This is a genomic window from Rubellimicrobium arenae (genome assembly GCF_017916275.1).
Taxonomy (GTDB): Bacteria; Pseudomonadota; Alphaproteobacteria; order Rhodobacterales; family Rhodobacteraceae; genus Rubellimicrobium; species Rubellimicrobium arenae.
The window spans coordinates 32,390-55,331 of sequence record NZ_JAFMST010000015.1; the positions used below are offsets into that span (position 1 = coordinate 32,390).

Genomic DNA, 22,942 nt, shown 5'->3' on the forward strand with positions numbered 1-22,942 from the left:
ATGCGCGACCTCGACCCGCCCCGCAGCCTCGACCGCCTCCTCCGCCCCAGGTCCGTCGCCCTCTTCGGCGGCAGCTGGGCCGAGAACGTCATCGTCCAGCTCCGAAAGGCCGGATTCTCGGGCGATATCTGGCCGGTGCATCCGAAGCGGAAAGAGATCGCGGGAGTTTCCTGCCTCGCGAGCCTCGCCGACCTCCCCTCCGCCCCCGACGCCGCCTTCGTCGGCGTGAACCGCGAGGCGTCCGTCGATGTCATCGGGGCCTTGGCGCAGATGGGTGCGGGCGGCGCGGTCTGCTTCGCCTCCGGCTTCAAGGAGACCGAGGAGGGCGCGGGCGCCGACCTCCAGGACCGTCTTGTCGCGGCGGCGGGGTCCATGCCGATCCTCGGCCCCAACTGCTACGGGTTCCTGAACGCCCTCGACATGGTGACGCTCTGGCCCGACCAGCACGGCCTAGTCCCGGTCGAGAGCGGCGTCGCCATCGTCGGCCAGTCGTCCAACGTCGCCATCAACCTGACCATGCAGCGGCGCGGCCTGCCCATCGCCTACGTCCTGATGGCCGGGAACCAGGCCCAGACCGGCCTCGCCGACCTCGCCCTCGCCGCCCTCCACGACCCGCGCACCACCGCCGTCGGGATGCACGTCGAGGGCTTCGGGAGCTTGCGCGCCTTCGAAGCCATGGCCCTTGAGGCCCGCCGCCTGAACAAGCCCGTCGTTGTCCTGAAAGCCGGCCGCTCCGCCGCCGCCCAGGCCGCGACCCTGACCCACACGGCGAGCCTCGCCGGCGCCTCCACGGTCGCGAGCGCCTTCCTCCGCCGCACCGGCTGCGTCGAGGTCACCTCCCTCGGCGCCTTCCTCGAAACCCTGAAGCTCCTTCACCACGGCGGCCCCCTCACGGGTCCCAGCGTCGTTTCCGTCTCCTGCTCCGGCGGCGAGGCCAGCCTCATGGCCGACGGCGCCGAGGGCACCGCGGTCCAGTGGCCCCCCTTCCCCGAGAAGACCCACGAAGAACTTCGCACGATCCTCGGCCCCATCGTCACCGTCGCCAACCCGCTCGACTACCACACCTTCATCTGGGGCGACACGGAGCGGATGACCGCCACCTTCTCGGCGGTCCTGCGCGGCGGCTTCGACCTCGGCGTCTTCGTCCTCGACCTCCCCCGCCCCGACCGCTGCTCGCAGGAGGGCTACGCCTGCGCCGTGGACGCCATCCTCGCGGCGCGGCAGGCCACCGGAGCCCGTACTGCCGTCCTCGCCTCCCTCCCCGAGGCCATCAACGAAACCCTCACCGCCCGCTTCGAGGCCCACGGCGTCACGGTCCTCCACGGCATGACCGACGGCCTCGCCGCCATCGACGCGGCCATCCGCGCAGGTCGCCTCACGCCCTCCGACACTCCCGCCCTCCTCGCCCGCCCCGGCGAGCCCGGGACCGCGACCACCCTCTCCGAGGCCGACTCCAAAGCCGCCCTCGCCCGCCACGGCCTCCGCATTCCCGCCGCCGTCACGGCCCCCGACCCGGACGGCATCGTGCAGGCCGCCCGGACTCTCCGCTTCCCCCTCGCCCTGAAAGCCCTCGGCCTCGCCCACAAATCCGAGTCCGGCGCCGTTGCTCTCCACCTCGCCACCCCCGAAGCCCTCCGAGGCGCCGCCCACCGTCTCGCCCCCGCAAGCCAGGGCCTCCTCGCCGAGGAGATGGCGGAGCCCGGCCCCGAACTCCTCGTCGGCGTCACGCGCGACCCGACCGGCCTCCTTGCCCTGACCCTCGGCGCGGGCGGCGTCCTGACGGAACTCCTCCGCGACAGCGCGACCCTGGTCCTTCCCGCCACCCGCGAGGAAATCAGGGCCGCACTCGAACGCCTGCGGCTCGCGACCCTTCTCCACGGCTACCGAGGCCAGCCCCCCGCCGACCTCGACGCGCTCCTCGACGCCATCGAGGCCGTCGCCGCCTACGCCGAGGCCGTAGCCCCCCGCCTCCTCGAACTCGACGTGAACCCCCTCATCGCCGGCCCACGCGGGGCCGTCGCCGTGGACGCCCTGATCCGACTGGAAGCCCCATGACCGACTCCCCGATCAAGACCCGCCGCGAGGGCCACGTCCTCGAGGTCACCCTCGACCGCCCCAAGGCCAACGCCGTGGACCTCGCCACATCCCGCATCATGGGCGAGACCTTCCGGGCCTTTCGCGACGACCCGGACCTCCGCGTCGCCATCCTCACCGGCGCGGGCGAGAAGTTCTTCTGCCCCGGCTGGGACCTCAAGGCGGCGGCGGGCGGCGACGCGGTGGACGGCGACTACGGCGTGGGCGGCTTCGGCGGCCTCCAGGAGCTTCCCCGCCTCAACAAGCCCGTCCTCTGCGCCGTCAACGGCATCTGCTGCGGCGGCGGGCTGGAGATCGCGCTCTCCTGCGACATCATCCTCGCGGCAATCCACGCGACCTTCGCCCTGCCCGAGATCAGGTCGGGCACCGTCGCCGACGCAGCCTCCATCAAGCTCCCCAAGCGCATCCCCTACCACATCGCCATGGAGATGCTCCTGACCGGCCGCTGGATCGACGCGGAGGAGGCGCACCGCTGGGGCCTCGTCAACCGCATCGTCCCCGCGCCGGACCTCATGGCCCAGGCCTGGGACATGGCCCGCCTGATCGCCTCCGGTCCTCCCCTCGTCATGGCCGCCATCAAGGAGGTCGTCCGCGACGCCGAGGACTCCAAGTTCCAGGACGCCCTCAACCGCATCACCCGGCGCCAGCTCCCCACCGTGGACACCCTCTACGGCAGCGAGGACCTGATGGAAGGCTTCCGCGCCTTCACCGAGAAGCGCGACCCGGTGTGGAAGGGGCGCTGAGCGTCAGAAAGGAATGCGGAACCGGTCGCGCACAGCGCGGTCGGTCAGCGGGTCGATCACGGGGCGCCAGTCCTCCAGCAGCTTGCGCCGCCGCTTGGCGGCACGGGCGAGCAGGTCGGGGCGTCCGACCTCGTTCCACTCCTTCGGGCTCATGCGGTCGGCCACCACGGGATAGACGTAGTCCGTCTGCATGAGCCGCAGCGTCTGGTCGCTGCCCAGGTAGTGCCCCGGACCGCCAAGGCAGGTCTGGCGGATGACCTCCACCGACACCGCGTCCTCGGTCACCTCGATCCCGCGCACGCAGCGGAGCACCTGGCCCAGGAGGTCGTCGCCCAGCACCAGCGACTCCATGCAGAATCCGAGGAGCGAGGCGTGCATGCCCACCGCCTCGTAGATCATGTTGAGGCCCGAAAGCCCTGCCATGACGTTGGAGATGGCCTGCTCCCAGCCGGCCTGCATGTCGGGCATCTTGCTGTCCGCGATCCCCGCCGCCGCCCCGCCCGGGAGGTCGTAGAAGCGGTGCATCTGCGCGCAGCCCGCCGTCAGCAGCGCCTGCTCGCCAGACCCGCCCGACATCGCCCCGGTCCTGAGATCGCTGACGAACGGCCAGGTGCCGAAGACCGCCGGGAACCCCGGCGCCATGGCGTTGATGTAGACCACCCCGGCCAGGCATTCGGCCACCGACTGGACGATGGCCGCGGCGATCGAGGCGGGCGCGGTCGCCCCCGCCTGCCCCGCCGACAGGAGCAGCACCGGCATCCCACCCCGGACGCAGGCCTCCATGGTCCGGCAGGACTCCTCGGCAAAGGTCATCGGCGGCACGACGAAGCAGTTGGAGTTCGACACGAAGGGCCGCTCGCGCCATCGGTCCTCGCCCCCGGCGATCATGTGCAGCATCTCGAGGCAGGGCTCCACATGGGCCGGGTCCGAGAAGCTGGTGCCGACATGCTTGGTCGTCCCGGCGCAGCAGGCGTAGAGCGTGTTGAGGTCCATCTCGAGGTTGTCGGGAATGTCCCGGCAAACCATGGGCCGCTGGAAGAAGTGGACGTTGTCCAGGCCCTGCACGAGCCTTGCGGCCTCGTGGAGGTCGTGGGACGTCGAATCGCGATACTCTCCCGACTCCACCTCCACGACGTGCACCGCCGCGCCCGCCGTGCCGAAATGAACCCGCGCGCCCTGCAGATGGAGGTCGTGCCTGGGCTCGCGGCCGTGCAGCGTGATCCCCCGGGCGGCCTTGGCCAGCATGTCCTCCACAAGGGCGCGGGGAAAGCGGACCCGGCCATCCTCGCCCAGGATGGCGCCGGCCCCGGTCAGGATCTCGAGGCCCGATGCCGGGGCGTTCGCCAGCCCCACCTGCTCCAGCGCGTCAAGGGCGGCCTGGTGGATGCGGCGAACCCCGTCGTCCGTCAGGGGACGGTACTGCCCGCCTTCCAGCCCCGCGCGAACCGGGCGCAGGTTCTCGGCCAGGGGCGCTGCCCGTTCGGCGGCGCGGGCGGCGCGGCCACCATGGCGGCGGGCCCGGGGGGCGCAGAGAGAAGGATCGAAATCGGTCGCGTCGTCGCTCAAAGCCTCACCCGTTCGGACCTGGAATCATGCATCGGTCGCAGGCGCGCTTCGGCCCGCATGTCACGCCCTTCCCGTCGCAAGGGAGACCGCGCCAAACCTTGCAGCCGGGCGGCGTGATCGGCCATGGCTCAGGCCCTCAGGCGCTGGTTCGCGGGGTCCCAAAGGGGACCGTCCGGCTGCACGATAGCGGGCACGCGCTCTCCGAAGATCTCGACCTCGACGCGTGCGCCGGGGTCGGCCAGGTCGGCGCGAAGCATCCCCAGGGCGATGCAGCGGTCGGTGCGGAACCCCCATCCGGCCGAGGTCGTCTCGCCCACCACGGTCCCGTCGTGCCACAGCGTGCTCATGTAGGGCGGGTCGTGGTCCCCGGCCTCGACGACCAGCGTCACGAACCGCTTCGCGACGCCCCGCTGCCTTTCGCGCTCCAGCGCCGCCTTGCCCCGGAACCTGGGCTTGCTCCAGTCCACGAAGCGCTCCAGCCCGCCCTGCAGCACCGAGTAGTCGGTCGAAAGGTCCCCCTTCCACGCCCGATACCCTTTCTCGATCCGAAGCGAGTCCAGCGCCCACATCCCGAAGGGCCGCAGTCTCAAGGGCTCCCCCGCCGCCATCACCGCATCCCAGACGGCGGGCGTGTCCCCGACCCGCGTGTGCAGCTCCCAGCCCAGCTCCCCCGCGAACGACACGCGGGCCAACAGGGCGGGCCGCCCTGCCACCCTCGCCTCCTGATGCGACAGCCACGGCCGCGACAGGTCCGCATCCGTGATCCCGGCCAGGATCTCCCGCGACCTTGGCCCGGTGAGGATCTGGCACGACCACTCCGCCGTCACGTCGCTCAACGACAGCCCGTCCGGCATATGCCCCCGCAGCCAGTCCCGGTCATGCCACTGCGCCGCCGCCGCGGTGATGAGGAGGAACTGGTCCCCCCCGAGCGTCAGGATCGACATCTCGGTGACGATCCGCCCGTCCTCGTCCGCGAAGTAGCCAAGGCCCATCTGCCCCGGCCTGGGCACCCGCCCCGTCACCTGCTCCGCGAGCCAGTTCCGTGCCCCCGGCCCCTCGAGCACGAACCGCGAGAACCCCGGCAGGTCCAGGATCCCCGCCGCGTCCCGCACGGCAAGGCACTCCTCCCGCACCCGCGCCAGCCAGGGCCCGTCCCGCCGCCACGTCTGCGTCGAGCCCTCGGACACATCGTCCCCCGGCCGCGCATACCACAGCGCCCGCTCCCACCCGTTGAACGCCCCGAACTGCGCGCCCAGCGCCTGCGTCCGGTCATGCACCGCCGATACCTTCCGGGGCCGCCCGGCGGGCCAGGCATGGCGCGGAAAGTGGATCGCGTATTCGTGCCCGTAGGTCTCCATCCCCTTGGCGACGACATAGCCTGGGTCCGTGAAGTCGGTGAACCGGCGCGGATCGCAGGACCACATGTCCCACTCCGTCCGCCCCTCCGTCACCCACTCCGCCAGCACCTTTCCGGCGCCGCCCGCCTGGCAGATGCCGAAGGTGAACACGCAGGCCTCATAGGCGTCCGGCACCCCCGGCATCGGCCCGATCAGGGGGTTCCCGTCCGGCGCATAGGGGATCGGCCCGTTGATGACCCGCTGGAGCCCCGCCTGCCCCAGGATCGGCACCCGCCGCATCGCGTCCTCCACGATGGGCGCGATCCGCTCCAGGTCGTCGGGGAAGAGCTGGAACGAGAAGTCCTCGGGCATCGGGTCGTCCGGCGTGGCCCAATGCGCCCGGCAGTCCGGCTCATAGGGGCCGAGGTTGAAGCCCATCTTCTCCTGCCGGAGGTAGTAGGACACGTCCACGTCCCGCAGCAGGGGCAGCTTCCGCCCGGCGCCCTTGGACCACGCCTCCAGCTCCGGGATCGTGTCGAAGACCAGATATTGGTGGCTCATCACCATCATCGGCACGTCGCGCCCGAACCACGCGCCCACCTCCCGCGCCCGGTAGCCCGCCGCGTTCACGACCTTGTCGCAGCGGATCTCCCCCGCTTCCGTCTCGACGACCCAACGACCACCCTCGCGCCGCGCGCCCGTGACCTTGCAAAACCGCACGATCTGCGCGCCGAGGTCCCGCGCCCCCTTGGCCAAGGCCTGCGTCAGCTGCGCCGGATCGATGTCCCCGTCATACGGATCGTAGAGCGCCCCCTGGAGGTCATGCACCTCCAGGAACGGATAGCGGTCCCGGATCTCCCCCGGCCCCAGCAGGTCCAGGTCCATCCCCTGGTACCGCCCCATCCCCACGACCCGCGCGAACTCCTGCATCCGCTCGGGCGTATGCGCGAGCCGCAGCGACCCCGTGACGTGGTAGTTCATCGGGTAGCCGACCGCCTCCGCGAGGCCCCGGTAGAGCTGCGCCGAATACCTCTGCATGTTCATGATCGACCACGAGGAGGAGAACGTCGGCACGTTCCCCGCCGCGTGCCACGTGGACCCGGCCGTCAGCTCGTTCCGCTCCAGCAGCACGCAGTCCGTCCACCCCGCGCGGGCAAGGTGGTACAGCGCCGAGACTCCCACGGCCCCCCCGCCGATGATGACGACCCGCGCCCTCTCCGGAAGTTCCGCCAAGCCCCGTCCCCCTGCCCCATGCGCTGATCCTGCGCCGGGTTCCGGCCATGGCGCAACCGATCCGCGCCACGCCGAGGTCCGTTTCCGACGTCCGCCCGGGGATCACGCGCGGGCGGTCAGGCCAGGCCGTGGTAGCGCCGGAACCAGTCCACGAAGCGGGGGACGCCGACTTCGATGGGCGTCGTGGGCTCCCAGCCCAGGTCACGGCGAATCGCCGTGATGTCGGCATAGGTCGAGGCCACGTCGCCGGGCTGCATGGGGAGAAGCTCGCGCTGCGCCGTGCGCCCGATCGCCTGCTCCAGAGTGTCGATCAGACGCATCAGGGGCTCGGGCCGGTTGTTGCCGATGTTGTAGATGCGGTGGGGCGGCGCCTGCCCGTCGTCCCGGGGCGGCGTGTCGGCCGCCGCAAGCACGCCCGCCACGACGTCGTCGACATAGGTGAAGTCGCGCGACATGTCGCCGTGGTTGAAGACCGGCAACGGACGCCCTTCCAGGATCGCCTCGGTGAAGACCCAGAGCGCCATGTCCGGCCGTCCCCAGGGCCCGTAGACCGTGAAGAAGCGCAGGCCCGTCATCGGGATCCGGAACAGATGGGCATACACGTTCCCCATCAGCTCATCGGATTTCTTGGTGGCGGCATAAAGCGACACCGGGTTGTCCACCGGGTCCGACTCCGAGAAGGGCAGCCGGGTGTTGCCCCCGTAGACCGAGCTGGAGGACGCATAGACCAGGGATTCGAGCCCCCCGAGATGGCGGGCGTATTCAAGCAGGTTGACCTGCCCGACCAGGTTCGACTCCACATAGGCCTGCGGGTTGTCCATCGAATGCCGCACGCCCGCCTGCGCGGCGAGATGGATGATCCGCCGGGGCCGTTCGCCCGCCAGCGCCGCCCGGAGCGCCGCCGCATCCGCGAGGTTCACCTCGTGGAAGGTGAAGGCCGGATGCGCCAGCTCGGCCAGGCGGTCCCGCTTGAGCTGCGGCGCATAATAGGAGTTCAGGCTGTCGAGGCCGATCACCCGCTCGCCCCGGTCCAGGAGGCGGCGCGCGACATGGAAGCCGATGAACCCGGCCGCGCCGGTGACGAGCGTGGTCACGAGCGGCCCCGTTCCGCGGGCGAGGTCGGCTCCGGGCCCCCGGCAAGGTGTCGTTCGAGGGCTTGCATCGGTGCACTCCTGCGGTCGAGGTGGTCCGCCAGGGCGGCGGGCTCCCCTCCCATCGCCTTGGTCCCCCGGGTCGTCAAGGCTCGGGCGCGGTCCAGCCGAGGTTCACCCTTCGGCTGCGACCAGATGGCCTCCCCCCACGTCCCGCAGGACGCGGCGCGGGGGCGGGTCGTCGCGCCGCCGCACCGGGCTGGGCACCTCGGTCGCCATGCGGGCCCGGGCCGGATGCACATGGGAGGGATCGGGCACCGGCACGGCCTCGATCAGGCGGCGCGTATAGGGGTGGCGCGGATCGCCGAAGACCTGCGCGCGGGTGCCCATCTCCATGATCTGCCCCAGGAACATCACGGCGACGCGGTCGGCGATCGAGTCCACCACCGCCATGTCGTGCGAGATGAAGAGGAAGGACACCCCCATGTCCTCCTTCAGCTCGCGCAGGAGCTGCAGCACGCGCGCCTGCACCGACACGTCGAGAGCCGAGACGCTCTCGTCCGCGACGATCAGCTTGGGGCGGAGCGCCAGCGCGCGGGCGATGCAGATGCGCTGCCGCTGCCCGCCCGAGAACTCGTGCGGGTAGCGGTCGATCTGGGCGCGGGTCAGCCCCACGCGCTCGAACAGCTGCTCCACCGTGGCGCGGCGCTCCTCGCGCGTGCCGATCCCGTGGATCACCAGCGGCTCGGCCACGAGGTCGCCGACCCGCATCCGGGGATCGAGAGCGGCGGCCGGGTCCTGGAAGACGATCTGCGCGTCCCGCCGCACCGCCCGCGTCACGTCGGACTGCCGCCGGAGCGCGTGCCCGGCCAGGGTGATCTCCCCGTCGAAGGGCACGAGGCCCGCGATGGTCTTGGCGATGGTGGACTTCCCGCAGCCGGATTCGCCCACCAGCGCGAAGGTCTCGCCCGCCCGGATGTCGCACGACACGCCCTCGACCGCATGGACGCGGTGGGTCGTCCGCCCCAGCATCCCGCGCTTGAGGTCGAACCGCACGGTGAGGTCCCGCAGCGAGCAGACGGGGGCCTTCGGGGCCGCCGCGTCCTCCAGCGGACGGGCGCCCATCCGGGGCACGGCGGCCAGGAGGGCGCGGGTGTAGTCCTTGGCGGGCGCGTCGAAGATCCGGACCACCGGCCCGTCCTCGACCACCGCGCCGTCCTTCATCACGATGACCCGGTCGGCCATCTCGGCCACGACGCCCATGTCGTGGGTGATGAGCACGATGGCCGTCCCCAACTCGCGCCGCAGGTCGCGCAGGAGGTCCAGCACCTCGCGCTGCACCGTCACGTCGAGCGCGGTCGTGGGCTCGTCCGCGATCAGCACGTCGGGGCGGAGCGCGATGGCCATGGCGATCACCACCCGCTGGCGCATCCCGCCCGACAGCTCGTGGGGGTACTGCCGGAGCCGGTGCTCGGGCTCGGACAGGCGGACGGCCTTCAGGGCCTCCAGCGCCCGCGCCTGCGCCTGGCCCCGGGCCATGGGCTCGTGCGCCTCGATGGCCTCGACGAGCTGCGCGCCCACGGTCATCACCGGGTTGAGCGAGGTCATCGGCTCCTGGAAGATCATGGCGACGCGGTCGCCCCGTATGGCCCGCATCCGCGCCTCGGGCAGCCGGAGGAGGTCGGTGCCCGCCAGCCGCACCGCCCCCGCCGTGGCCCGCACGTTCGTGGGCAGCAGGCCCATGATGGCCAGCGACGTGATGGACTTGCCCGACCCCGACTCGCCCGCGATGGCCAGCGTCTCCCCCCGGCGGAGATCGAAGGAGATGCCCTGCACGAGCGGCCGGAGCCCGGCCTCGGTCGCGACCGAGACGGTGAGCCCCTCGACCGAGAGGACGGGATCGGCGGGGGCCTGCGCAGCCCCTGCCCCTGGCGCATGGGCCAGCGTCATTCGAACACGCACCGGGGGAAGTAGAAGCTCACCACCCAGCTCGGCGCGTCCACGACCTCGGAGATGCGGAGGTCGCCGCAGGTCGAGCAGAGCATGTAGGCCTCGACCGCCGACATGCCGCGCGTGGCGCAAAGGAGGTCGATCATGTTCGCCACCGCGTCCCGCGCCCCGGCCATGAGGTCCGGGCCGATGCCGGTCGTGACCTCGTAGCCCTTGGCGTCCAGGTGCCGCGTGACCGGCCCCGCCGTGGTGAAGCGCGGCGTCCGCAGGTTCGCGCCCTTCACCAGGTCCAGCGTCAGCACCACGTCCATGGGGCTTTCGATGGCCGTGCCGCAGACCTCGCCGTCGCCCTGCGCGGCGTGGGTGTCGCCCACCGAGAAGAGCGCGCCCGCGACCTCGATGGGCAGGTAGAGCGTCGTCCCGACCCCCATGTCCCGGATGTCGAGGTTGCCGCCCACCCGCCGGGGCGGCACCACCGAATGGTGCCCCGGCTCGGCCAGCGCATTGCCGATGGTCCCGGTGAAGGGCTTGAGCGGCACGCGCGCCTGCGAGCCCCACATCGCCGGGGCCATCGTCTGGGCGTCATACTCCCAGACGATCAGCGCGGGGTCCTTGAACTGGTCGGCAAGGAGCCCGAAGCCCGGGATGTTCGCCGTCCAGCCCCAGCCCGAGGGCGCGAAGCTGTCCAGCGTGATCTTGAGCGCGTCGCCGGGCTCGGCCCCTTCGACGTAGATCGGCCCGGACACCGGGTTGATCTTGCCGAAGTCGAGGTCGATCACGTCCTGCAGCACGGATCCGGGCCCGAGCTGGCCCGCCGAGCTGTCGTGGCAGTGGAACAGGATGGTCGATCCGGGGGCCACCCGTTCGGCCGGGACAAGCGAGTTGTCCCAGCCGAAATGGCTCTGGTGCCCGTGGATCGTGTAATCGCAGGCCTTGCACATGATGCTTACTCGGTCACGTAGACGTAGTCGTAGTTGACGGGGATCGACACCGGATCGACGTACAGGCTGTCATCCCCGCCCATGCGCGCGGACTTCATGGTGTAGCGTTCCTCGTTGAAGACCGGGGCCCAGACGGCGTCCTCCATGACCTTGGCGTAGACGTCCGACCAGAGCTTGAGCCGCTCCTCGGACCGGGCGGGGTCCGAGATGGAGTCCGCCTGGGTCGCCATCGCGTCCAGCTCCTCGTTGCAGTACTTGGACCAGTTCCAGCCGCCCTCGACGGCGCCGGCGCAGCCCAGGATCGGGTAGTAGAAATTCGCCGGGTCCGGGAAGTCGGCGATCCAGGCCATGCCGCCCGACCAGATCATGGGCGCGGTGCCTGCCCCGCCCGCCTCGATCACGTTGGCCTGCGCCAGGCTCTGGATCGACGCGTTGATGCCCACCGCCGCGAGATCCTGCTGGATCGCCTGGGCGATGCGCGGGTTCGGGTCGGTGTTCATCACATAAAGCTCGGTGTCGATCCCGTCCGCGAATCCGGCCTGCGCCAGCAGCGCCTTGGCGCCCTCGGGATCGTAGGCGTAGCCCTCCTGGCCCTCGGTGTAGCCCGGCATCGACGGGGGCAGCGGCTGGTTCGCGGGGATCGCCCGGCCGTTGATGATCTGGACGATGCGGTCCTTGTTGATCGCCATGTTGACCGCGCGACGCACGTCGACGTTGTCGAAGGGCGGCTGGGTGACGTTCATGGTGATGTAGCCGGTCTGGAGCTGCCCGCCCTGCACGACGTGCTCGGCCTGTGCGGGGTCGTTCATCACCTCCTGGAACTTCGCGGGCGGGATGCCATCGCCGGGGACGTCGATCTCGCCGTTCTGCAGCCGCAGCAGCGCCACGACCGGCTCCTGCCCGACCTCGAAGGTGATCTGGTCCAGGTAGGGCACGCCCTCGCGCCAGTAGTCGGGGTTCTTCTCGAACACGAGCCGCTGGCCCAGCGTCCATTCGGCCAGCCGGAACGCGCCGGTCCCGACCGGCTGCCGGCCGAAGTCCTCGCCCGCCGCCTCGACGGCCTCGCGCGGGACCACCGACGCGAAGTTGAGCGCCATGACATGGAGGAAGGTCGCGTCCGGGCGGCTCAGCTTGATCTGCACGGTCTGGGGATCGACCGCGGTGACGCCCGACAGCGTCGTGGCCGAGCCGTCCATCATGGCATCGAAGCCTTCGATCATGCCGAAGAAGCCTGCGCCGGGGGACTGGGTCGCCGGGTTGGTCACGCGGCTGAGCGAATAGACCACGTCCTCGGCCGTCATCTCGCGCCCGTTGTGGAATTTCACGCCGGGGCGGAGATGGAAGGTGTAGGTGAGGCCGTCCTCGGAGATCTCGTAGCTTTCGGCCAGGCCGGGGCGCAGGTCGGTCGTGCCGGGGACGTAGTCCATCAGCCCGTCGAAGAGCGACTTGATCATCGACCAGTTCTGCCAGTCGTAGCCGATGGCCGGGTCGAGCGTCGCCACGTCGTCCTTGTAGGTGATGGTGATCGACCCGCCGGGCGTGGCGTTCGGGTCGGGCGTGTAGGTGTCCTGGTCCTGCGCGAGGGCCGGGGCGGCCAGGGCCACCATCAGCGCGGTCGAGGCGAGCAGTCTTTTCATTCTTGGCTCCCGTGTTGGTGTTCAGCGAAGGCGGATGCGGGGGTCGATCAGCGGCGTGACGAGGTCCGCCAGCAGGTTCCCCAGGACGATGGCGACGGCGGACACGAGGGTGACGCCCATGATGATCGGGATGTCGACGCGCTGGATCGCCTGCCAGGCGAGCTGGCCGATGCCGGGCCAGCCGAAGACGCTTTCCACCACGACGATGCCGCCCATGAAGATGCCGATGTCGATGCCGATCATGGCGATGATGGGCAGGATCGCGTTGGGCAGCGCGTGGCGCAGGATCACGCGGCGGCGGGCGAGGCCCTTGGCGCGGGCGGTGCGGATGAAGTCCTGCCGCATCACCTCGACCATGCTCGACCGCATCATCCGCGAATACCAGCCCGCCCCCAGGATCCCCAGGGTGAGCGAGGGCAGGACGAGATGCGCGAAGGTGCCGTAGCCGCTGATGGGCAGCCAGTGGAGCCTGACCCCGAACAGGTAGAGCATCAGCAGGCCCACCACGAACTGCGGGGCCGAGACGCCGACGAAGCTCGCGATCATCAGGCCGTTGTCGGTGGCGGTGCCCCGGCGCAGCGCCGCGACGATGCCCATGGTCAGGCCCAGGATCAGCTCGCAGACGATGGCCCCGGCCATGAGCAGGAGCGTGGGCGGCAGCCGCGCCCAGATCAGCTCGGACACGTTGGACCGCTGGAGGTAGCTGCGCCCCAGGTCGAGGTGCAGGAGGTTCCAGAGGTAGCGGCCGTACTGGACCCAGAAGGGCTGGTCGAGCCCGAGCTGCCGGCGGATGCTTTCGACCGTCTCGGCGGTGGCCGACCGCCCGGCGATCTGCCTCACAGGGTCGGCGGGCAGGACGTACAGCAGGAAGAAGGTGACCAGCGTCACGCCCAGGAGGATCAGCACCGACTGCACCAGCCGCCGCAGGAGATAGCCCGCCATCAGCCGCGTCCCCTCTGCGTCGGGTCGAGCACGTCGCGCAGCGCATCCCCCACGAGGTTGAAGGCCAGCGCCAGCAGCAGGATCGCCATGCCGGGAAAGAACACGAGCCAGGGCGCGGCCTGGAAATAGGTCTGGTTCTCGAAGATGATGTTGCCCCAGGACGGCTCGGGCGGCTGCACGCCGATGCCGAGGAAGCTCAGCGTCGCCTCGAGGAGCACGGTGGTCGAGATGCCGAGCGTGCCCCAGACGATGATCGTCGGGACGAGGTGCGGCAGGATGTGGAGCCAAAGGATGCGGCCGTTCCCGGCGCCGATGGCCCGTTCGGCCGCGATGAAGTCCCGCTCGGCCAGCGAGGTCGTCTCGGTGTACAGGACGCGCGCGACCTGCACCCAGTTCACCAGCGCGATGACCAGCGCCACGATCCAGAGCGAGGGCGTGAAGATGGCGGCGAGGCAGATGGCCAGCAGCAGCGCCGGGAAGGCCATCATCAGGTCGGTGAAGCGCATCAGCACGCTGCCGGCCCAGCCCCGGAAGTAGCCCGCCGTGACGCCCACCAGCGTCCCGATCAGCAGCGCCATCCCGTTCGCCACCACCCCGATCACCAGCGAGGTCCGCGCGCCGTAAAGGATGCGGGTGAGAAGGTCCCGCCCCAGGAGGTCCGTCCCGAGCAGGAAGGCCCCGCCCGGCGGCATCGGCGCGCCCTCCAGCGTCAGCCCCTCGAAGAGCTGCTCGTCCCGGCCGAAGGGGGCGATCCAGGGCGCGGCCAGGGCCGCCGCCACGGTCACGGCGATGATGACCAGGCCCAGCACGGCGAGCGGCCGCCGCGCGAGGCGGGCCAGCGCCGTGCGGCGGCGCGGCTCAGGAAGGACGGCGTCGGACACGGCCGGCCTCCCCGTTCGCGACGACGCGGGCGGCCGCCTCCTCGATGGTGACGCGCCAGGACATGGCCAGGCGGCGCAACTCCGCATAGGCGGCCTCGTCGTCCTGCCCGGCGGCCAGGATCGTGACCGCGCGCACCACCGTCTGCCGCTCGGCCAGCCGGGCCCGCAGCCCCTCGATCTCGGTCGCGAGCGTCCGGCGCGCCTCGAACCCCGCCCGCGCGATCAGCAGGGCGCTGTAGACCCCGCTGTCGCCCACGGGCTTGAGGAGCTGCGCGTCCGCCCCCATGCCCAGCGCCCATTCCACGCGCCCCGGCGCCTCCGAGCCGATCAGCGCGATCATGGGCATGGGCGCCTGCCCGGGTTTCCAGGGGAACTGCTCGTCATGACCCATATCCATGTCGAAGAAGACGAAATCCGCGCCCAGCGCCGAGGCCGGAAGGTCCGGCCAATGCGCCTCGGCCTGCAGGCCGATGGCGGACAGCTGGCGCACCAGGGCCTGCACGGTCGGGTGCGGGCGATGCAGGATGACGGCCCGGGCGCCCCCCAGGTCGGGCACGCGCAGCCGCCTCATGGCGCCACCACGGACAGCTGGGGACGCGGCAGGGCAAGGCGGTCGCGCCGCGCGAGATAAGGGTCGGGCGGCACGGCCTCCCACCGCTCCCGCACCCGGAACACGCCATCCTCGACCTGCGCGATCAGGACGGGCAGCGTGGCGTGGTGGGTGGCCGGATCTATGGCGAGCCCGCCGCCGGGCCGGGCCAGCAGGTCGTCGAGGCCCGCCTCCGGGTGGCGCGACAGCCGCTCGGCCAGGAATCGGACCGAGGCATGGGCCGCCGCCTCGAAGGAGGACCCCGCCCCGGCGCCGTCGCGGAAATAGGGGCCTGCCGAGATCAGCCCCTCGGCCGCCGCGCCCAGCGCGGGCAGCTCGCACTCGGTCAGGTTGCAGCTCAGGATGGGGCAATGCGCGGGTCCGAAGGCCGGGTCCTCGCGCCCGAGCCGCGCCATCGCCTCCAGGAAGGCGTGGGACGAGGCCCCCACGAGGTTGTTCAGCACGAAGTCCGGCCGGGTCGCCCGGATCTCGGCCACCATGCGCCCCACGTCCACGTCGCCCATGGCCAGGTAACGCTCGGCCAGCACCTCGCCCCCGGCTTCGCCGATCAGGCCGCGGGCCACGCGGTTCATCTCCCAGCCCCAGATGTAGTTGGACCCCGTGAGGACCGCCCGCCGGCCAAAGCGCGGAAAGGCCCAGCGCAGCAGCGGCACCAGATGCTGGTTCGGGCAGGCGTGGGTGTAGACGACCTGGCTCGACGCCTCGAAGCCCTCGTAGGGGCAGGCGTACCACAGGATGCCCCCCATCCGCTCGAGCGTGGGGATAACCTCCTTGCGGCTCAGGGAGGTGATGCAGCCCACGACATGCCGCGCGCCCGCGGCCAGGATCTCGGCGCAGAGCGGGGCATAGGCGTCCGCCTCCCCGCCCGGGTCGCGCTCCACCGGCACGAGGCGCAGGCCGAGGTCCGGGTCGGCGTTGACCTCCCCGATGGCCCGCAGCGCCCCCGCGCGGCAGGCCTCCGACAGGAGCCGATAGCTCCCCGAGCGGGAATACAGGAGGCCGATCTCGACGCGCCGCATGCGCTCTCCAAAACAAAAGCCCCGCGCCGCGGGTTCTCGGGGAACGCGCAGCGCGAGGCTCGGATGCCGTCCGGGGCGGGCCCGGTATGTCCCCGCCACAAGAACGGCCGCCGCCGCAGGCGTCAAGCCCGCGCCCCTGGGAAATCCGGCTCCGGGCCGGCGGCTGCACGAATTCGTGCACCGGCGCGCAAGCCTGCGGCAGCCGTGGGACGCCCCGCCCGCGACGGCGGGCCCCGGCGTTCGGCCGGAACCGGGCCGAGCCGTTGCCCGTTGGGCGGCGACTCCACCAAGGATGCCGTCCATGAAGCCTCCCCTGCTCTATGCGCCGCAGATGGAACGCCCCGAGCCGGAGGAGGACGAGACCATCGCCGGCCTCGAAGGGGCCCTGCACGAGATCATGGCCACGACCGCCCGGGACGAGGGCCATGCCCTCCGCTCGGTCCACGCCAAGGCGCACGGCTTCGTCACGGCCCGGCTGACGGTGCTTCCGGGCCTTGCGCCCGAGCTGGCGCAGGGGCTCTTCGCCACGCCCGGCGATCATCCGGCGCTGCTGCGCCTGTCCACCAACCCGGGCGACATCCTCGACGACAGCGTGACCCTGCCGCGCGGGGCGTCGCTCAAGGTGATGGACGTGAAGGGCGACCGGCTGGACGGCTCCGAGGGCGACAGCACGCAGGACTTCCTGATGGTCAACGCCCCCGCCTTCGGGGCCAGGACCGCCAGGCAGTTCCTCGGGAACCTGCAGCTCCTGGCCAAGACCACCGACCGCGCCGAATGGGCCAAGAAGGCGCTCTCGGCCGTCCTTCGCACCGCCGAGAAGGCGCTGGAGGCGGTGGGCACGGAAAGCGCGACGCTCAAGACCCTGGGCGGCGCGCCGAGCGTGCATCCCCTGGGCGAAACCTACTACACCCAGACCGCCTTCCGGCACGGCGACCATGTGGCCAAGTACGCCCTCGTTCCCGTCTCGGAGTCCCTGACCCGCCACGCGGGCGAGGAGATCCCGGTCGCGGGCCGGCCCGACGCGATCCGCGAGACGGTGGACCGCGACACCCGCGCCGCGCCCATGGAATGGGAGCTGCGGGTCCAGCTCTGCCGCGACCCGGAGACCATGCCGATCGAGGATGCCACCGTCCGCTGGGACGAGGACGAGAGCCCCTTCCTTCCCGTCGCGCGCCTTCGCGCCGAGCCGCAGCCCTCCTGGAGCCCCGCCCGCAACGCCGAGGTGGACGACCGCCTGCGCTTCTCCCCCTGGACGGGCCTTGCGGCGCACCAACCGCTCGGCGCGATCAACCGGGTGCGGAAGCGGACCTACGAGGCCTCGGCCCGGTTCCGCGCCGAGGTCAACGGCTGCCCCATCCACGAGCCCACCAGCGCCGAGCTGTCCCCATGAGGAGCGTCCCGCCCATGACCCGCATCCCCCTCGCGAGCCTTCCCATCCTCCTGCTGGCCCAGGGCGCCCTCGCGCAGGTCGAGGGCAAGGTCGGCGAATACTCCGACGCCACCGTCACCGGCAGCATCCTCGAGCCCGAACCCGTCGCCGTGCCGGACGACGCGGAACTGGCCGCGCTCATCACCGTGCCCGACGGGTTCGAGGTTTCGGTCGCGGGCCGGGACCTGGGCGGGATCCGGATGCTCGCCGTGCATGGCGACCACGTCTACGCGACCCGCCGCGAGGAGGGCGACGTCATCCGCCTGATCGACGCCGACGGCGACGGCGCCTTCGAGGACCACGAGACGGTCGCCACCGCCGACCAGATGCACGGCATCTGGATCGAGGGCGACACCGCCTACCTCGCCACGGTCAAGGAGGTCTTCACCGCGCCCATCGCGCCGGACGGCTCCTTCGGCGACCTGACCCCGGTGGTGGACGACCTGCCCGACGGCGGCCAGCACCCGAACCGCACGCTCGCGATCGGGCCCGACGGGCTGCTCTACGTCTCGGTCGGCTCGACCTGCAACGCCTGCGCCGAGACCTCGGAGGAAAGCGCGACCATGCTCCGGATGCAGCCCGACGGCTTGGGCCGCACGATCTTCGCCAGCGGCCTCCGCAACACCATCGGCTTCGGCTTCCACCCGGAGACCGGCGCGCTCTGGGGCGCCGACCACGGCATCGACTGGCTGGGCGACGAGGAGCAGATCGAGGAGCTGAACCTCATCGAGGACGGCCAGCAATACGGCTGGCCCTACATCTACGGGAACGACCAGATCAACCCGCAGGACAACCCGCCCCCCGGCGAGGGCACCCTGGAGGACTGGGCCGCCCGCAGCGAGGAGCCCGTCCAGGGCTACACCCCGCACGCCGCGCCCATGCAGATGGTCTTCTACACCGGGGACGCCTTCCCCGAGGCCTATCGCGGCGACGCCTTCATCGCCATGCGCGGCTCGTGGAACCGCCGTCCGCCCTCGGGCTACGAGATCGCGCGCATCGACTTCGAGGACGGCCGCCCCCTGTCCTGGGAGCCCTTCGCGACCGGCTTCCTGATCGAATACGACGGCCCGCGCTACGGCTTCCTCGGCCGGCTCGTGGGCCTTGCGCAGACCGCGGACGGGGATCTTCTCCTGGGCGACGACACCCAGGGGATTATGTACCGGATCAGCGCGACGGAGGGCTGAACCCCATGGCGGACGACGCGGAAGGCCAGCGCGAGGACACCCCCTACTACCGCGAGGGCGCGGGCGGCTGGGGCTCGGTCGAGGGCATGGCCAAGATCATGGCCGAGATGAAGCCCATGCCGGCCGTGCTCGACACCCTCCGCGTCCAGAACAAGCCGGGCGGGCACATGTGCACCTCCTGCGCCTGGACAAAGCCCAAGGACCCCCACCCCTTCGAGTTCTGCGAGAACGGGGCCAAGGCCACCATCTGGGACCTGACCTCGGCCCGCTGCGGCCCCGACGTCTTCGCGCGGCACACGGTGACCGAGCTCCTGGGCTGGTCCGACCACGACCTTGAGAGGCAGGGCCGGCTCACCCACCCGCTCCGCTACGATCCCGCGACGGACAAGTACCGGGAAACCACCTGGGAGGAGGCCTTCGCCGGCATCGGGGCCGAGCTGCGCAAGCTCGATCCCAAGTCGGTGGTCTTCTACACCTCGGGCCGCGCCAGCCTCGAGACCTCCTACCTGTGGCAGCTCTTCGGGCGGATGTACGGGCACAACAACATGCCCGACAGCTCGAACATGTGCCACGAGACGACCAGCGTCGGGCTCAAGAAGGTGATCGGCTCGCCCGTCGGCACCTGCGTGCTCGAGGACTTCGACCATTGCGACATGCTCCTGTTCTTCGGGCAGAACACCGGCACCAACAGCCCGCGCTTCCTGCACCCGCTCCAGCAGGCGGCCAAGCGCGGCTGCCACATCGTCACCTTCAACCCGGTCCGCGAGGCCGGGCTCGTCAAGTTCAAGAACCCCCAGAGCCCCCTGCAGATGACCCTGGGCTCGGCCACGCCCATCTCCGAGACCTACCTGCAGGTCCGCCCGGGCGGCGACATCGCGGCGATCCTGGGCCTGGTGAAGCGGGTGCTGGAGATCGAGGACGAGGAGGGCGGGATCGTGGACCGCGCCTTCGTGGCCGAGAACACCAGGGGCTACGAGGAGCTGCGGGCCTTCGCCCGGGCCACCGACTGGACCGCCATCGAGGCGGCCTCGGGCCTCACGCGCGGCGAGCTGGTCCCCGTGGCCGAAACCTACGCCCGCGCCAAGGCCGCGATCGGCATCTACGGCATGGGCCTCACGCAGCACGTCCACGGCTCCGACAGCATCGCGATGCTGGTGAACCTGCTCCTGCTGCGCGGCAACATCGGGCGGCCCGGCACCGGCATCTCGCCCGTGCGCGGCCACTCCAACGTGCAGGGCCAGCGCACCGTCGGCATCACCGAGAAACCCGAGCTGGCCCCCCTCGACCAGCTTCGGGAGATGTTCGGCTTCGAGCCGCCCCGCGACAAGGGCCACACCACCATCGAGGCGGCGCAGGGCGTGCTCGACGGGACGGTCAGGGGCTTCCTGTCGCTGGGCGGCAACTTCGCCCATGCGATCTCGGACACGGCGCGGGTGCAGCCCGCCTGGCGCGACCTCGCGCTCAATGTCCAGATCGCGACCAAGCTCAACCGCTCGCACCTCCTGACCTGCCCGGCCATGTGGCTCCTGCCCTGCCTCGTGCGGGCCGAGGAGGACCTTCAGGCCACCGGCCCGCAGGCCGTGTCGATGGAGGACAGCCTGAGCCACATCCACGGCTCGCTGGGGCGTCGCACTCCGGCCTCGGACGCCCTGCGCTCCGAGCCGGCCATCGTCGCCGGGATCGCCAAGGCGACGCTGGACCCCAACCCCCGGGTGACCTGGGACGACTGGGTCGGCGACTACGGCAAGGTCCGCGACCTGATCGAAAGGACCTGGCCCGACCAGTTCGCCGACTTCAACGGGCGGCTCTACACCCCGGGCGGCTTCTATCGCGGCAACGCCGCCCGCGACCGCCGGTGGAAGACCGACAGCGGCAAGGCCGAGTTCACGGTGCCTCCTTCGCTCCTGTCGCTGGGGCGCGAGCTTCGGGACGGCGAATACACGCTCGTCACGCTGCGCTCGAACGACCAGTTCAACACCACGATCTACGGCTACTCGGACCGGCTCCGGAACCTCGACACCGACCGCATGATCGTCCTCATGAACCCCGAGGAGATCGCGCGCGCAGGCCTGCGCGAGGGACAGGCGGTGCGCCTCGTCTGCGCCGAGGAGGACGGCCACCGGCGCGAGGTCGGCGGGCTCAGGGTCACGGCCTACGACCTGCCCGACCGCTGCCTGGCGGCCTACTACCCCGAGGCCAACCCGCTCGTTCCCCTGTCGCTCCACGACGAGCTGTCCAAGACCCCCGCCTACAAGGGCACGCCCGTCCGCATCGAAGCCTGAGGACCGGGCCAAGGGGTTAACCGGGCGTTACCGCAACGCCCGGTGGCCCAAGGGATCGTCAACCGCGATCCCCGATCCTGCGGCCAAGGACCCGGGGCCGTCGGCCGCCGGGGTCCATGACCCAGGAGACCGCCCATGACCGCCCTTGCCTCAGGACCCCGCGCCCGCGGGTCCGCCCGCCACCTCGTCACCCAGGAGATCGTGGGCCAGACGCTCGTAGTCCGCATACACCGCCGCCGCCCCGGCCTCGCGCAGGCGCAGGGCATGGGCCTCGCGCACGCCCTCGAGATGGGAGCCCCCGACAAAGCCCAGCACGCGCATCCCCGCCGCCACGGCACCCTTCACGCCCGAGGTCGCGTCCTCGACGACGACGCAGCGCTCGGGCCGCGTGCCCTGCCGCGCGGCCGCCAGCAGGAACAGGTCCGGCGCGGGCTTGCCATGCGCCACCAGGTCGGCGCTGTAGGCCCGGCCGGCAAAGCGCCCCGCCAGCCCCGACAGCCGCAGCGCGGCCTCGAGGCGCGGCGTCGCGGCCCCCGAGGCGATGCAGCAGGGCAGCCCGAGCGCATCCAGCCGGTCGAGGAACTCCGCCGCGCCGGCCATGACGCGAAGCTCGCGCTCGTAGGCGGCAAAGAGCCTCCGGTGCCATTCTGCGGCAAAGTCCGGCGGGCAAGGCCGGCCCGTGGCCCGGGCCACGTGCTCCAGCACCACGTGCAGCGACACGCCCAGAAAGCGGCGGAGCGCCCCGACATCCTCGGGCGCCCCCAGCTCCGCCAGAAGCTCCGCCAGGATCTCGAGCGCCATGGCCTCGCTGTCCACGAGGCAGCCGTCGAAGTCGAAGATCACGAGGTCGGGCCGGGGTCCCGGCGCGGATGACGCGTTCATCGCCCGCCCTCCCCCAGCAGCAGCTCGGCCGTGACGTCGTCGGTGATGAGCCCGTGCACCAGCCCCGCCTCCATCTGCGCCGCCATGATGGCAACCTTGTGCGGCCCGGCGGCGGCGAGGACCACCTCGCGCATCCCGGGCAGCCGGTCCACCGGCACGCCCACCACCCGCCGGTTGATGGGGTGGTCGATCGGTGCGCCCTGCCGGTCGAGGAACTGGCCCAGCACGTCGCCCACCGCCCCGCCCCGGGCCAGGTCCTCGAGCGTCACGTCGCAGGGCAGGCCATCCCGGACGAGGTAGGACCGCCGCGACAGGTCCCCCGTCACGAGGATCGCGACGTCCACCGATTCGGCCTTGCGGAGCTGCTCGCGGAAGGGGGGGCTGGCCAGCACGGCCTCGGCCATCTCGTGGGTCTCGAAGTAGATGGGGGCCGCCAGGACGGAGTGCCGCGCGCCCAGCCGCTGCGCGAGGTTCGCCGCCACGCCGAAGCTGTTGAAGCTCACCCCCGACATCGTGCCGCCGATCATCGACACGACCTCCAGCTCCGGCAGGCTCCGGGTCCGCAGGCCGCGGATCGCGTTCTCGATGGTGTTGCCCCAGGACACGCCGATGCTGCCCCAGAGCCCGCGGGACAGGCCCTCCTCCAGGAAGTAGGCCAGGGCCGTCCCGACCGCCTGGTGCGCGTCATAGGCCGCCCGGTTCGCCAGGCCCACCCGCGCGAACCTCAGCCCGAACCGTTCGGCCAGCCGGGCCTGGAGGTCCACCGTCGCGGCGAAGGGGCTCGCCATCTCGAAGCGCACGAGGCCCCGCGACCGGGCGAGCCCGATCCCCCGGTTCACCCGCAGCCGCGTCACCCCCAGCCGGTCCGCGATCTCGGACTGGGTCATGCCGTCGACGAAGTACAGCCAGGCGAGCTGCACGAGGAATTCCTCGCTGTCCTCGGACACGATCCCCGATGCCATCCGGTCCCCTCCCTTCGGCGCCGGGTCGGATTCGTGCCCGCCCGGTGCGCCTGCCCATTTCTGGCCTGTTCGGGATACAACTGTAAATATCTCTTTACATCTTATCGCGCTTGAGTAGCTTGGCGATGTCCTGACCGGATCCCGCAGACGGATCGGCAG

17 protein-coding genes are annotated in these 22,942 nt (G+C 71.3%); 5 read left to right on the forward strand and 12 right to left on the reverse strand.

Translation table 11 applies throughout. The annotated features are described in order from the left end of the window. Together J3P31_RS19215 and J3P31_RS19220 are read left to right on the forward strand one after the other, a co-directional pair. Positions 1 to 2,055: an acetate--CoA ligase family protein gene (locus J3P31_RS19215; protein ID WP_210530141.1), complete on the forward strand. Its 2,055-nt coding sequence runs from the start codon at positions 1 to 3 to the stop codon at positions 2,053 to 2,055. After that, positions 2,052 to 2,837 (forward strand): carnitinyl-CoA dehydratase, encoded by a 786-nt coding sequence (locus tag J3P31_RS19220; RefSeq protein WP_210530142.1) that lies wholly within the window; start codon positions 2,052 to 2,054, stop codon positions 2,835 to 2,837. Before J3P31_RS19215 ends, J3P31_RS19220 begins: the two co-directional genes overlap by 4 nt. A gap of 3 nt (positions 2,838 to 2,840) precedes the next feature. Here the strand turns inward: J3P31_RS19220 and J3P31_RS19225 are convergent, their stop codons facing one another. From J3P31_RS19225 to J3P31_RS19270, 10 genes are all read right to left on the reverse strand, one after another. Next, on the reverse strand, positions 2,841 to 4,403 hold the full coding sequence (locus tag J3P31_RS19225) for a trimethylamine methyltransferase family protein (protein WP_210530143.1): 1,563 nt from the start codon (positions 4,401 to 4,403) through the stop codon (positions 2,841 to 2,843). A 128-nt stretch (positions 4,404 to 4,531) separates the two neighbouring features. Next, positions 4,532 to 6,973, reverse strand: coding sequence for a GcvT family protein (locus J3P31_RS19230; protein ID WP_210530144.1), 2,442 nt, complete (start codon positions 6,971 to 6,973; stop codon positions 4,532 to 4,534). Positions 6,974 to 7,089: 116 nt separating this feature from the next. After that, positions 7,090 to 8,067, reverse strand: a complete 978-nt coding sequence (locus J3P31_RS19235; RefSeq protein ID WP_210530145.1) for an NAD-dependent epimerase/dehydratase family protein — start codon at positions 8,065 to 8,067, stop codon at positions 7,090 to 7,092. 171 nt (positions 8,068 to 8,238) lie between these two features. Next, a complete protein-coding gene (locus J3P31_RS19240; RefSeq protein WP_210530146.1) occupies positions 8,239 to 10,014 on the reverse strand; it encodes an ABC transporter ATP-binding protein in 1,776 nt (591 codons plus the stop codon). Then, the gene (locus tag J3P31_RS19245) at positions 10,011 to 10,955 is read right to left on the reverse strand and encodes an acetamidase/formamidase family protein (RefSeq protein ID WP_210530147.1); all 945 of its coding nucleotides are present in this window, start codon (positions 10,953 to 10,955) and stop codon (positions 10,011 to 10,013) included. Before J3P31_RS19245 ends, J3P31_RS19240 begins: the two co-directional genes overlap by 4 nt. Before the next feature lie 5 nt (positions 10,956 to 10,960). Continuing rightward, positions 10,961 to 12,592, reverse strand: coding sequence for an ABC transporter substrate-binding protein (locus tag J3P31_RS19250; protein WP_210530148.1), 1,632 nt, complete (start codon positions 12,590 to 12,592; stop codon positions 10,961 to 10,963). 21 nt (positions 12,593 to 12,613) lie between these two features. Next, positions 12,614 to 13,534: an ABC transporter permease gene (locus tag J3P31_RS19255; RefSeq protein WP_210530149.1), complete on the reverse strand. Its 921-nt coding sequence runs from the start codon at positions 13,532 to 13,534 to the stop codon at positions 12,614 to 12,616. Continuing rightward, positions 13,534 to 14,415 (reverse strand): ABC transporter permease, encoded by an 882-nt coding sequence (locus tag J3P31_RS19260; RefSeq protein ID WP_368373118.1) that lies wholly within the window; start codon positions 14,413 to 14,415, stop codon positions 13,534 to 13,536. The genes J3P31_RS19255 and J3P31_RS19260 overlap by 1 nt, the downstream gene beginning before the upstream one ends. Continuing rightward, positions 14,393 to 14,986: an ANTAR domain-containing response regulator gene (locus J3P31_RS19265; protein ID WP_210530151.1), complete on the reverse strand. Its 594-nt coding sequence runs from the start codon at positions 14,984 to 14,986 to the stop codon at positions 14,393 to 14,395. Before J3P31_RS19265 ends, J3P31_RS19260 begins: the two co-directional genes overlap by 23 nt. Then, on the reverse strand, positions 14,983 to 16,044 hold the full coding sequence (locus J3P31_RS19270) for a transporter substrate-binding protein (protein ID WP_210530152.1): 1,062 nt from the start codon (positions 16,042 to 16,044) through the stop codon (positions 14,983 to 14,985). The genes J3P31_RS19265 and J3P31_RS19270 overlap by 4 nt, the downstream gene beginning before the upstream one ends. Positions 16,045 to 16,345: 301 nt before the next feature. Between J3P31_RS19270 and J3P31_RS19275 the strand changes: the two genes are divergently transcribed. Genes J3P31_RS19275 through J3P31_RS19285 form a run of 3 tightly spaced genes read left to right on the forward strand, consistent with a single transcriptional unit; the run spans position 16,346 to position 20,939 of the window. Further along, entirely contained in the window at positions 16,346 to 17,434 is a 1,089-nt protein-coding gene (locus tag J3P31_RS19275; RefSeq protein ID WP_210530153.1) for a catalase family protein, read from the forward strand. Between the two features lie 14 nt (positions 17,435 to 17,448). Further along, on the forward strand, positions 17,449 to 18,657 hold the full coding sequence (locus tag J3P31_RS19280; protein WP_210530154.1) for a PQQ-dependent sugar dehydrogenase: 1,209 nt from the start codon (positions 17,449 to 17,451) through the stop codon (positions 18,655 to 18,657). A gap of 5 nt (positions 18,658 to 18,662) precedes the next feature. Continuing rightward, a complete protein-coding gene (locus tag J3P31_RS19285; RefSeq protein ID WP_210530155.1) occupies positions 18,663 to 20,939 on the forward strand; it encodes an FdhF/YdeP family oxidoreductase in 2,277 nt (758 codons plus the stop codon). Positions 20,940 to 21,089: 150 nt separating this feature from the next. On the opposite strand, the gene J3P31_RS19290 is transcribed toward J3P31_RS19285, so the two are convergent. Further along, a complete protein-coding gene (locus J3P31_RS19290; RefSeq protein WP_210530156.1) occupies positions 21,090 to 21,821 on the reverse strand; it encodes an HAD family hydrolase in 732 nt (243 codons plus the stop codon). Next, positions 21,818 to 22,783: a sugar-binding transcriptional regulator gene (locus J3P31_RS19295; RefSeq protein ID WP_210530157.1), complete on the reverse strand. Its 966-nt coding sequence runs from the start codon at positions 22,781 to 22,783 to the stop codon at positions 21,818 to 21,820. Before J3P31_RS19295 ends, J3P31_RS19290 begins: the two co-directional genes overlap by 4 nt. Positions 22,784 to 22,942 lie beyond the last annotated feature (159 nt).